Source organism: Tardiphaga sp. (assembly GCF_028290495.1).
GTDB lineage: Bacteria > Pseudomonadota > Alphaproteobacteria > Rhizobiales > Xanthobacteraceae > Tardiphaga.
In genome coordinates this window covers 1-11,553 of record NZ_JAQGJT010000137.1, presented here as the reverse complement: position 1 = coordinate 11,553, position 11,553 = coordinate 1, and the positions used below count along the sequence as shown (strand labels likewise).

Here is an 11,553-nt window from a genome sequence, read left to right as displayed (position 1 = left end):
CTGTGACCGTCATTCCGGGATGCGTGCGCGTAGCACGCGCCCGGAATCTCGAGATTCCGGGTTCGATGCTGACGCATCGCCCCGGAATGACGGCGAGCCTAGCGTCCCGTAAACCGCGGCTTGCGCTTTTCCATGAAGGCGCGTCGGCCCTCGCGAAAATCTTCCGAGTCCATGCAGGCGGTGCCGATCGCCTTGATCGCATCCATGTCGCGCTGGTCGGGGTCTTTCAGCGCCTGCGCGATGGTGATCTTGGCCGCCTTGATTGCCAGCGGCGCGTTGCCCGAAATGGTGCGGGCGATGTCCAATGTCGCGCTCCACAAATCCGCGTCGGGCACCACGCGATCGACCAGGCCGATCCTTAGCGCTTCGGCGGAGTCGATCCGCATGCCCGTATACATCAGAAGCCGAGCCCAGGACGGCCCGACCAGCGACACCAGATTCTTCAGGCCGTCATAGCCATAGGCGATGCCGAGCTTGGCGGCAGGAATCCCGAACTGGCTGTTGGCCGCGGCGATCCGGATGTCGGACATCATGGCGACCTGCATGCCGCCGCCGAGGCAGAAGCCGCGGATGCAGGCGATGGTCGGCTTCGGATAATTCGCCAGCAGCGCGTGCGACGCGGCGCTGCGCCGGGAATATTCCTCGGAGGCTTCCGCATTGTGGCGGTTCTGCTCGAACTGGCTGATGTCGGCGCCCGAGACAAAGGCTTTGTCGCCGGCACCGACCAGGATCACGACGCGGACCGCGGGATCGTCGCGCAATTCGGCCAGCGCGGCGCCGAGGCCCTCCCACATGTCCAGCGACATCGCATTGCGCTTGGCGGGATTGTTGAAGGTGATGGTGCCGACGCCGTCGGCGACGCTCTGCAGGATCTTGCCGTCGGCGTGGGGTTTGTCGGCGCGTGCGGTCAGGACATTCAACATGACGATATGCTTTCAGTGGCGCTGTGGCGGGCAGCTTCATGCATCGAGGAACGGGCCGATATTGGCGCGCGCAAAGGCGGGGCGCGCCTGGATGGCCTGCCACCACGCGGCGACACGCGGGTGCTTTTGCAAGGTGACTTCATCCGGCGCGATTTCTTCTTCGATGCGCTTGACGAACGGGACCGCGGCGATATCGGCGATCGAATAGGCACTGCCGACCAGCCAGCCGGACGGTTTCAGCGAGTCCTCCATGCGGTCCAGCAGCGCCACCAGCTTGGCGCGGGCGCTATCGCGCTCCTCGTCGGTGTAGGGTTTTCGTGCCACCCGCAGCCAGGAGTCTTGCCGCTCCTTGCTCGGGATGTTCTTCAGTTTTTCGGCCAGTTCCTCGTCGGACCATTGCGACGCGACCTTCTGCAAGTGGTGCCGCCAGTTGAAGATGATCAGGTTGTGGATCAGCCCGTCGATGTGCCGGATCCAGTTGCGCATCAGCGCAAGCTGGTAGGGCGCGCCCGGCCGCAGTGGCCGGTCGGGCCAGGTTTCGTCAAGATATTCGCAGATCGTGCCGCTTTCGTGCAGCGGCAGGCCATCATGGATCAGCGTCGGGATCACTCCGTCCGGGTTGATCTTCAGGTATTCCGGTGAATGATGCTCAAGCTTGCCCATATCGACGACGCGGCCGTCATAGGCGATGCCCTTTTCCTCGAGGCACAGCCGTACGCGGCGGGACGCGCTGGACTTCCAAGCGTGATGCAGGATGATCATCGCACGCTCCGCCGGTGCAAGGCCATCTCAAACACCGAACGTGTCACGCCATTTTTCCGTCAGTTCGGGAATGCCCTTGATGATCTCGGCGATGGTCGGGCGGATCGTTTTGAGATCCTCCAGCCTGACGGCGTTGGCAGGTAAAACCACATCGCGCCGCAGCGGAACGGCAAACTCCTCGACGTCCTCCTTGGCGGTCTCCTGCGAATACAAAAATTCCATGAACAGCTTTGCGGCGTTCGGGTGTTTGGTGTTTTTCAAGATAGCGGAGCCCGAGATCATCAGCACCGAGCCTTCATCCGGATAGGCCGCGCCAAGCGGATTTCCCTGCGCCACGTTCCACAGCACCAGCGCGGTCGGGCTCGCGCCGATGCTGCGTTCGCCGGAATTGAGGATGGTGACGGTGTCGATGATGGAACGGCCGACATGCGGTTTCAGTTCGGCCAGTTGCTCGAAATAGTCCCAGCCATAGAGCTTGTCCATCTGCACCACCCAGGTGCCGACGAAGCCGCTGAAGCCGGGATGACCGACCACCAGTTGCCCCTTCCATTTCGGATTGATGAAGTCCTTCCAGCTCTTGGGCACCTGGTCGGCCTTCACCTTGTTGGTGTTGTAGCCAAAACCGACGGTGGTGGCGTTCACCACCTGATAGGCGTTGTCGGGATCGATGTTGAGAAAGCGCGGATCGATCGCGTCCGATGCATGCATCTTGTAGGGCAGCAGCAGCCCGCGCTGTTTCAGCGAAACGTACTGGCCCATGTCGGTGGAGGCGAACACGTCGCAATTGGCGGCGCCAGCCTGGATATCCTGGCTCAGCCGCTGATACGCGACCTGCGCGGTGGCCCGCACCACATTCACCTTCACGCCGGGAAACGCCTTGGTGAACAGCGCGGCGTGCGTCTCCGCGCGAGTGGAGGGCCAGTAGACGATGTACCAGGTGAGTTCGCCTTCAAGCTTGGCCTTGGCATAAAGCTCGGCGATGTAGTCGGTTTGCGCGGTTGCGGGACGCAGACCCATCAGGGCGGCGGCAGCGCCGCCGGCCAGCAGGCCCCTTCGGTTGATCGGCATGAAATCTCCCTGATTTGTCGCGAACGCTCTTTGGCGTCTGTCACGCATCCTGATGTGTTGCGCATTCCAGCATTGATTTCCTGTGTGCGCAATGCTCTTGTCCGCATACACAAGGAACATGGCTCCCATGCGCGGCAGAACCAGCGAATCCCTTCGCAAGGAACTTGAAGACGATATCGAGCACGGCCGGCTGGCGCCCGGTGACCGGCTCGACGAGCAGACGCTGGCGGCGCGTTTTGACGTCTCGCGCACGCCCGCGCGCGAGGCGCTGCTGCAGTTGGCTGCCGCTGGCATCGTGCGCATGGTGCCGCGGCATGGTGCGGTGGTCAGCAGCGTATCGCCGCAACTCGGCGTTGGCATGGTGGAAGTGCTGACGGCGCTGGAAGCGGAAGCCGCAGGTCTAGCGGCGCGGCGAATGTCGGATGTGGAGAAGACGAAGCTTGGCAAGTTGCATCAGGCGTCGCATGTCGCGGTGAAGCGGCTCGACAGCGCCGCCTACCTCAAGCACAACGCGGCGTTCCACGACGTGATCTATCTCGGCGCGCGTAACGAGTATCTCGCTGAGCAGATCCGGCTGACGCGTCGCGGCATGCGCTTCTACCATCGCAGCAGCCTGAGCCAGCCGGCGCGCCTGAAAGCGTCGTGGCAGGAGCACGGGCGCGTCCTCGATGCGATCCGGAACGGTGACGAACTGCTGGCGCAGGCTGCGATGCGCGAACACATCCTGTATGGCGGACGCGTATTCGCCGACATGATCGCAAGCCTGTCCAAACCCGAGAGCAAATGATGAAAACATCGGTCGTTCGCATTCACCGCCACGGCGGTCCCGACGTGCTGCAATATGAAGAGGTGGAGTTGTCCGCGCCCGGCCCCGGCGAGGTGCAGATCCGGCAGACCGCGATTGGGCTCAATTTTTCCGACGTCTATCAACGCGAGGGCGAGGCCGGGCCGCATGATTCCGGGACGATGCCGATGATCCTCGGTGGACAAGGCGCCGGCGTGGTCGAGGCTGTGGGACCAGGCATCGACACCTTCAAGCCGGGCGACCGCGTCGCCTACATTTCACCCGGTGCCTATGCGGAGTGTCGCAACGTCGGGATCGAGCGCCTGCTGCATCTGCCCGCCGGAATTTCCGATCAGATCGCGGCCGCAACATTGCTGCGTGGTCTTACGGCGGAATATCTGGTGCGGCGCCTTTACAAGGTGAAGCCGGGCCACACCGTTCTGGTCCATGCGGCGGCGGGCGGCATGGGGCTGATCCTCGGGCAATGGGCCAAGGCGCTCGGCGCGCGCGTGATCGGCACCGTCGGCGCCGACAGCAAGATCGACATCGCCAAAGCCCATGGTTGCGACGAGGTGATCGTCTACACCCGCGAGGATTTCGCCGCTCGCACCATGGAACTGACCGGCGGCATCGGCGTCGATGTGATCTATGACGGCGTCGGTAAGGATGCGTTCCTGAAGTCACTGGATTGCGTGCGACCGATGGGCATGGTGATCAGCTACGGCACCGCATCGGGCAATGTTGGCAAGTTCGACCTGCAATTGCTGCATCGCAAATCGATCATCGTGACGCGGCCGACATTGCGCACTTGGATTGCGTCGCGCGCCGATCTCGAAGCTGCCGCGGCTGCCTTCTTTGACGCGGTGATATCCGGAAAGGTCCGAGCCGAAGTCAATCGCAGCTACAGCTTGCGGGACATTCGGCGCGCCCACGAAGAGCTTCAGAGTAGATCGACGACGGGAGCTGCAATTATAGTCCCGTAGGGTTTCGGCGCCGTGGCATCGCGGCGGTGGGATTGTTCGGCCTGCGCCCTGGCGAGTTATTCGCGAATGCCGGCAAACATAGATGGCCTCCGCCGTCCCGCCCTCCGCGTCGCTCGATCGCGGGCGTATGAGTTATACCGACGGAGCGATCCGGCTGGCACGTGCCGCTCGAGCGAGAACGCGTAGAACAATGCCGCCTGATCAGTCTGCTGGGGACGCATCATCGATTCAGCCTCCGCCGATGCCGGCAATGAATCAGCGATCGCGCTCCGCTTCAACAAAGAGCTTTTCAACACAACCGGCGCAAAGCGGTCATTTTCTGCCTGTCACCGTCCCAAGCAACTGGAATCTGAAGGGTGGTGAGGGGGCTTGGAATCTCGCCAACCAGGCGACCGACAAGATCACCAGCGAGATTGAATCGCTGAACGGTATTTCCGGCGACGTCGTCAGCGGGCTGGCGTCGATCAAGCAGGCGATCCAGCACGTTAACGAAGATGTCACCTCGACCGCCGCTGCGGTCGAGGAACAGAGCGCCGTGACGTCAGACATATCGACCAACATGCAGCGCGCAGCGGCCGAACTGGCGTAAGCGCTTGCCGCGCACGCCAGGCTTGAAAAAGTGCTGATTGCGGACACGTAATCCAGCCATCTGCGACAATACGAATAATTGACTGGCCAAAAGTCATTGTTCCAACGCAGCATTGGAATCGTTGTAAATTGGAATTTCAATGATGATCGACGGCTCCCGCCTTTCGCGGCGTTCTTTCCTGGTGTCGACCGCCGCATTGGCGATCGCAGGCTCTGCCGCACGAGCGCGCACCATCACCGGCGGCATGCCTTGGGAACCCGGCACCGCGTCGCCGCCGTTGCAGGTGCGCGCCGGCCCGTGGGCATTCTTCACCCCCGACGAAGCCGCCACGGTAGAAGCTGCGGTCGATCGCCTGATCCCGCCCGACGAGCGCGGCCCTGGCGGCAAAGACGCCGGCTGTGCCGTCTATATCGATCGGCAACTGGCGGGCGCCTATGGCAAGGCTTCGGCGCTCTATATGCGGCCGCCATTCATGCCCGGCACTGCCATGCAGGGCTATCAGGCGCAGGATGCGCCCGCCGCGCGCTATCGCAATGGGCTGAAGGCGCTGGCCGATTACATCAAGGCGACCTTCGTCGGAAAGGCGTTTCGCGATCTGGCAGCAGCCGAGCAGGACCAGGTGCTGTCCGGCCTCGAGACCGGCAAGATCGCGCTCAAGGACGTCAAGAGCGCGGAGTTCTTCGCGCTGCTGCTGCAGAACACCCAGGAGGGCTTCTTTGCCGACCCGGTCTATGGCGGCAACAAGGACATGGCCGGCTGGAAGCTCGTGGGCTTTCCGGGCACCCGCTACGACTACCGCGACTGGGTCGAGCGCCACAACGAAGTCTACCCGCTGCCCCCCGTCAGCATCATGGGCCGACCCGAATGGACAGTGAAAGACTAGGACATGGCGCGCAAACTTCCTCATAAAGATGTCGTCATTGTCGGTCTCGGCTGGACCGGATCGATCCTGGCTTACGAACTCGCCAAGTCCGGACTGGATGTCGTGGCGATCGAACGCGGCCCGTGGCGCGATACCGCCACCGACTTTCCGCCAGCCTATGCGCAGGACGAGCTGCGCTACGCCGTGAAGCTCGACCTGTTCCTGCGCCCCGCGCAGGATACTCTGACCTTCCGCAACAACGGCACCCAGACCGCGCTGCCGATCCGCAGCTTCTCGGGCTTTCTGCCGGGCAATGGCGTCGGCGGCGCCGGGGTGCACTGGAATGGCCAGACCTGGCGCTTCCTGCCCAGCGACTTCAAACTGCGTAGCCATCTCGAAGATCGTTACGGCAAAGACGCGCTGCCGGGCGACATGACGATCCAGGACTGGCCGCTGACCTATGACGAGCTGGAATCGTCCTATGACCGTTTTGAAAAGCTGTGCGGTACGTCCGGCAAGGCCGGCAACATCAACGGCAAGATCACCGCCGGCGGCAATCCGTTCGAGGGCTGGCGTTCGTCGGAATATCCGACGCCGCCGCTGAAGCAGGGTTATGGCGCAACCTTGTTTGCCGAAGCGGCGAAGAAGACCGGCCACTCGCCGTTTCCGCAGCCGGCGTCGAATTTGAGCGAGGCCTACACCAATCCGCTCGGCATCAAGATGGGCCAGTGCACCTATTGCGGCTTCTGCGAGCGCTTCGGCTGCGGCAACTATGCCAAGGCGAGCCCGCAGGCCTGCGTCATCCCCGCTCTGATGCGGCTGCCGAACTTCACGGCGCATACCGAATCCGAAGTCACCAGGATCAATCTCGATTCCACCGGCAAGAAGGCCACTGGCGTCACTTATATCGATTCCTCCGGCGAGGAGTGGGAGCAGACCGCCGACCTCGTGTTGGTCTGCGCCTTTGCGCTGTTCAACGTTCGCTTGATGCTGCTGTCGGGCATCGGCAAGGCCTATGATCCGGTCACCGGCAAGGGCGTGGTCGGGCGCAACTACGCCTACCAGACCACGTCGGGCGTCTCGATCATCCTGAAGGACAAGAACCTCAACCCGTTCATCGCCACCGGCGCGCATGGCATGATGATCGACGACTACAATGGTGACAATTTCGACCACACCGGCCTCGGCTTCTTCGGCGGCGGCTTCATGGGCGCGGGCCAGACCGGTGCGCGGCCGATCCAGACCCGGCCGGTGCCGGCCGGCACGCCGAAATGGGGCGCGCAGTGGAAGAAAGCGACGGCGGAGACCTACAACAAGTCGTTCGCACTCTCGACCCACGGAAGTTCCTACAGCTACCGCGACTGCTATCTCGACCTCGATCCGACCTACAAGGACCGGCTCGGCCGTCCCCTGATGCGGATGACGTTCGATTTCCACGAGAACGAGTTGAAGATGTCGCAATTCCTCACCGACCGTCTCGCCGAGATCGCCAGGGCGATGGACCCGGCGGAGATGACGGCGAGCCCGCGCAAGGGGCCATACAATTCGACGATCTACCAGACCACGCACAACACCGGCGGCACGGTGATGGGTGCCGATCCCGAGACCTCGGTGGTCAACCGCTATTGCCAGAGCTGGGACGTTTCCAACGTCTTCGTGCCCGGCGGCGCGTCGGTGTTTCCGCAGAATCACGGCTACAACCCGACCGATACGGTCGGCGCGCTGGCCTACTGGACAGCGGACGCCATCAAGAACCGCTATCTGAAAAATCCTGGTCCTTTGGTTTAAGGTGAGAATGATGAACCGTTCTCTCACCGCCGCGGCGCTGCTGCTTTCGCTCTCGGGGGCAGCCTTCGCGCAGGATACGCAAAGCTTCGATCGCGTCGAGCGCGGCCGCTATCTCTCGGTGCTGTCAGACTGCGCCGGCTGCCACACCGCGCCTGGCGGGGCGTCCTTCGCCGGTGGCCTGGCGCTGGATACGCCGTTCGGCAGGCTGGTGGCTCCGAACATCACGCCGGACCGCGAGACCGGCATCGGCAACATGACCGACGACGAGTTCGTTGCCGCGCTGCACGAAGGCCGCGGCCACAATGGCCGCCGTCTGTATCCGGCGATGCCGTATCCCGCTTACACCAAAATGACGGAAGACGACGTCCGCGCCATGCGCTCCTATTTCAGGACGCTGGAGCCGGTGCACAATGAGGTCGTCTCCAACCAATTGCCGTTCCCGTTCAACATCCGCCTCGTGATGTTGGGCTGGAACTGGATCAACTTCCTCCCGGGCCGCTACCAGCCCAACCCGCAGAAGTCAGCGGAATGGAATCGCGGCGCCTACATCGTGCAGGGCCCTGCCCATTGCGGGACCTGCCATACGCCGAAGACGTTACTCGGCGGCGACAAGAACGCGACGCCGCTGGCCGGCGCCACCCTGCAGGGCTGGTTCGCGCCTGACATCACCACCGATGGCCACAGGGGCGTCGGTAGCTGGTCGAAGGATGACCTGGCGCAATATCTGAAGACCGGCGCTAATTCCTTCACGCTGGCCTCGGGCCCGATGTCGGAGGCGATCTCGCATTCGACCTCGCAGATGACCGACGCCGATATCGCGGCGATTGCGACCTATCTGAAGGACTCCGGCACCGGCGGAAATGCCGCCAAGCCGGCGTCACTGGCGGACAACAGCAATGCGATGCGCGTGGGGGCTGCGATCTACAAAGACAACTGTGCTGCCTGCCACAGGGATAGCGGCATCGGCGATGCCGGGCTGTTTCCGAAGCTCGCCGGCAGTGCACTGGTGCAGCAGGTCGATCCGATGACGCTGGCCCATGTGGTGCTGAGCGGCACCCGTGCGGTTTCGACCGATGGCGCGCCGACCGGTCCGGCGATGCCGGCCTTCGACTGGCGTCTCAACGATGCGCAGGTCGCCGCCGTGCTGACCTACATCCGCAACAGCTGGGGCAATGCGGCGGCCGCGGTGCCTGCGAGTGCGGTGGCGGATCAGCGGACGTCACTGGCGAAGACGCCGTAGCACACGGGCGTTTCCCGGACGCGATGCCGCATTCTTCATGCCGCTTCGCAGATCCGGGATTCCGGTCGTCGCGAGGAATCTGTCCCCCGGATCAGCGCGTGAGCATGAGCTGGGGCAGCATTTTTTTTGAGGTTGTCGGGGATAGTGCGTTCCGGTTTCCCGACGAGCGCGTGATTGTATTGTTGATGAACTGATAACAGAGCCATTGGACAAGCATGGCGGATGGGACAACTTCCATCCCGATGCGACAACCATGTCGTTTAACAGCGCCGATCTGTTCGCCTGCGTGATCGCGCTGGGCGCGCTCGGGTTTTGCATCAATGCGGTGATGGCAGAACCCCGAAGCGGTTGATGAGCTGGCAATATGCCTGAGGCGCAGCGAGGGATCAGTGACCTCTCAGTCGCAGCCGGTCTTTTCTCGCGCAGGTCGCGATAAATTCCAGAATGGCGCGCACCGGAGCCTGATCGGTCAGGTCCGGATGCGCGAGCAGCCAGATGTCCGACATCGCCCCTAATTTGTGTGGGGCGACACGAAGCAGATCGGGGTGCGCATCGCCGACGATGCAGGACATCGCGCAGATGCCGATGCCTGCGCGCACCGCGGCCAGCATGTCCGACTGCGAGGAGCATCGGATGGCGATGGTGGCATCGCGGGCGACATGGTCACTCCAGCGTCCCAGCTCCAGATTTGTGGATTTGTCGGCAAAGCCGACCACCATGTGCTCCTTCCATTCGCTTTGTCGTTCCGGCAGCGGATTTCTCGCCGCATAGCCGCGCGATGCATAAAAGCCGACCCCCAGCCGCGCGATCTTGCGTCCGATCAGATTCTCGTCGCCGGGCTGGTAGATGCGCAGCACGATATCAGCCTCGCGCTTGCGAACGCTGACCGGGAACGGATGTGTCACCAGCTCGATCGCGATGTGCGGATGCTCCAGGATGAACGCGCTCATATGCGGCATCAGCCAGAAGTTGGCCAGCGTCGGCCCAATCGAAATCCTGACGACGCCGCGTGCGTCGGCGCCGGTGGCTGCAGCCACGGCCTCGGCTTTCAGCGCGGCCGTAGCCATCGCCAGCGTGCTTTCATGAAACCGCCGGCCGATCGCGGTCAGCACCAGGCCGGCATCGGAGCGAACGAACAGCAGGGTGCCCAGTTGCTTTTCAAGCGCGGCAATCTCGCGGCTGACTGTGGGATGGCTGCGGCGCAGGTGTCGCGCCGCTCCAAGGTAGCTGCCGGCGTCGACAACGGCGTTGAAGGTTCGGCAGAGGTCCCAGTCCATTGAACAATCCAGCTAATATGGTTGTTCAAACTTGAACAACAAAGCGGTGCGGTCAAGCCCTATGCTGCCTCAACAGAAAATGAAGGAAACGCTCATGTCGCTGCCTCGCTGTCTCGACGGCAAGCTCGAATTGCCTGTGCTCGGCTCGCCGCTGTTTATCGTGTCGGGGCCGGAGCTGGTGATTGCCCAATGTAAGGCCGGCATTGTCGGATCGTTTCCGGCGCTAAATGCGCGGCCGGTCGAGATGCTCGACCAGTGGCTCACGCGCATCGAGAACGAGCTTGGCGAATATCAGGCGTTGCATCCGGAGAAAAAGGTGGCGCCTTACGCCGTCAACCAGATCTGCCACGCCTCGAACGACCGGCTGATGAAGGACATGGAAACCTGCGTCAAGCACAAGGTGCCGGTCATCATCACCTCGCTGCGTCCGCCCGCAGAGCTCGTCGAAGCCGCGCATTCCTACGGCGGCGTCGTCTTCCATGACGTCATCAACGTCAAGCACGCGCGCAAGGCGGCAGAGCAGGGCGTCGATGGCCTGATTTTGGTCTGCGCCGGCGCCGGCGGGCATGCGGGCATGTTGTCGCCTTTTGCACTGGTGCGGGAAGTGAAGCAGTGGTTCAAGGGCACCGTGCTTTTGTCTGGCGCGATCTCCGACGGCTGGGGCATCGCCTCGGCGCTCGCGCTCGGCGCCGACATGGCCTATATGGGCACGCGCTTCATCGCCACCGCCGAGGCCCACGCCCAGGACGGCTACAAGCAGATGATCGTCGATGCCGGAACCGCCGACATCGTCTACACGCCCTACTTCAGCGGCGTGAACGCCAACTATCTCCGCTCGTCCATTGCCGCCAATGGCCTCAACCCCGACGACGTATTGGGGCCGCGCAGCGGCGCGAAATTGAGTCTGGGCAACGATGACGACAAAGGCCCCAAAGCCTGGCGCGACATCTGGTCGGCGGGCCAGGGCGCCGGCGCCATCGACGACGTCCCGGCGGTGGCGGCGCTGGTGGACCGGCTGAAGACACAGTACGACGCCGCTTAGCTGCGGGCCGCGAGCGCCTTGTCCCAATACGCTTCGGCTTCCCGCACAGCGCCCGGTTGATCGAATAGCCGCGGCGCTCTGGCCTTGATCTCGCCGCGTATTCTGGTGCGAAATTCCACATCGTGGACCAGGCGAACCGCCAGCGCAGCGTAGCTCTCGGCGTCAGTCGCGACACACTCCGTCACGCCCATCTGTCTGTAGAACGCCAGCGTATGCCGGCCGCGCATGAAGCGGC

Annotated in this window: 12 protein-coding genes and 1 pseudogene; 8 read left to right on the top strand and 5 right to left on the bottom strand. The window is 63.0% G+C overall.

Annotated elements, in window-relative coordinates; all coding sequences use genetic code 11:
- Positions 1-98: 98 nt before the first annotated feature.
- From JWQ24_RS20590 to JWQ24_RS20580, 3 genes are read right to left on the bottom strand one after another with little or no spacing between them, the layout of a single operon-like run.
- Positions 99-923, bottom strand: a complete 825-nt coding sequence (locus tag JWQ24_RS20590; protein ID WP_299812058.1) for an enoyl-CoA hydratase — start codon at positions 921-923, stop codon at positions 99-101.
- A gap of 36 nt (positions 924-959) precedes the next feature.
- A complete protein-coding gene (locus JWQ24_RS20585; RefSeq protein ID WP_299812056.1) occupies positions 960-1,685 on the bottom strand; it encodes a glutathione S-transferase family protein in 726 nt (241 codons plus the stop codon).
- A 27-nt stretch (positions 1,686-1,712) separates the two neighbouring features.
- Positions 1,713-2,753 carry an extracellular solute-binding protein gene (locus tag JWQ24_RS20580; protein WP_299812054.1) on the bottom strand — a complete coding sequence of 347 codons (1,041 nt, stop codon included), beginning with the start codon at positions 2,751-2,753 and terminating at the stop codon, positions 1,713-1,715.
- Positions 2,754-2,880: 127 nt separating this feature from the next.
- Between JWQ24_RS20580 and JWQ24_RS20575 the strand changes: the two genes are divergently transcribed.
- The 7 genes and pseudogenes from JWQ24_RS20575 to JWQ24_RS20545 all read left to right on the top strand — a co-directional run bounded on the left by JWQ24_RS20575 (position 2,881) and on the right by JWQ24_RS20545 (position 9,351).
- Positions 2,881-3,540: a GntR family transcriptional regulator gene (locus tag JWQ24_RS20575; RefSeq protein WP_299812052.1), complete on the top strand. Its 660-nt coding sequence runs from the start codon at positions 2,881-2,883 to the stop codon at positions 3,538-3,540.
- Positions 3,540-4,520: a quinone oxidoreductase gene (locus tag JWQ24_RS20570; protein ID WP_299812050.1), complete on the top strand. Its 981-nt coding sequence runs from the start codon at positions 3,540-3,542 to the stop codon at positions 4,518-4,520. Before JWQ24_RS20575 ends, JWQ24_RS20570 begins: the two co-directional genes overlap by 1 nt.
- Positions 4,521-4,893: 373 nt before the next feature.
- Positions 4,894-5,109, top strand: a pseudogene (locus tag JWQ24_RS20565) (histidine kinase); the annotation flags it as partial.
- Between the two features lie 142 nt (positions 5,110-5,251).
- Complete coding sequence (locus JWQ24_RS20560) at positions 5,252-5,992, top strand: gluconate 2-dehydrogenase subunit 3 family protein (RefSeq protein ID WP_299812048.1); 741 nt, start codon at positions 5,252-5,254, stop codon at positions 5,990-5,992.
- 3 nt (positions 5,993-5,995) lie between these two features.
- On the top strand, positions 5,996-7,759 hold the full coding sequence (locus JWQ24_RS20555; RefSeq protein ID WP_299812046.1) for a GMC family oxidoreductase: 1,764 nt from the start codon (positions 5,996-5,998) through the stop codon (positions 7,757-7,759).
- Between the two features lie 10 nt (positions 7,760-7,769).
- Positions 7,770-8,999, top strand: coding sequence for a cytochrome c (locus tag JWQ24_RS20550; RefSeq protein ID WP_299812044.1), 1,230 nt, complete (start codon positions 7,770-7,772; stop codon positions 8,997-8,999).
- A gap of 205 nt (positions 9,000-9,204) precedes the next feature.
- Positions 9,205-9,351: a hypothetical protein gene (locus JWQ24_RS20545; RefSeq protein ID WP_299812042.1), complete on the top strand. Its 147-nt coding sequence runs from the start codon at positions 9,205-9,207 to the stop codon at positions 9,349-9,351.
- Between the two features lie 34 nt (positions 9,352-9,385).
- Here JWQ24_RS20545 and JWQ24_RS20540 read toward each other — a convergent pair whose 3' ends face one another.
- Positions 9,386-10,276 (bottom strand): LysR family transcriptional regulator, encoded by an 891-nt coding sequence (locus JWQ24_RS20540; protein ID WP_299812040.1) that lies wholly within the window; start codon positions 10,274-10,276, stop codon positions 9,386-9,388.
- A gap of 94 nt (positions 10,277-10,370) precedes the next feature.
- Here JWQ24_RS20540 and JWQ24_RS20535 point away from each other — a divergent pair, with 94 nt between their 5' ends.
- Positions 10,371-11,318 (top strand): nitronate monooxygenase family protein, encoded by a 948-nt coding sequence (locus JWQ24_RS20535; RefSeq protein WP_299812038.1) that lies wholly within the window; start codon positions 10,371-10,373, stop codon positions 11,316-11,318.
- On the opposite strand, the gene JWQ24_RS20530 is transcribed toward JWQ24_RS20535, so the two are convergent.
- On the bottom strand, positions 11,315-11,553 hold a 239-nt coding region (locus tag JWQ24_RS20530), incomplete at its 5' end, for a hypothetical protein (protein WP_299812036.1). The two genes, JWQ24_RS20535 and JWQ24_RS20530, sit on opposite strands and share 4 nt — an antisense overlap.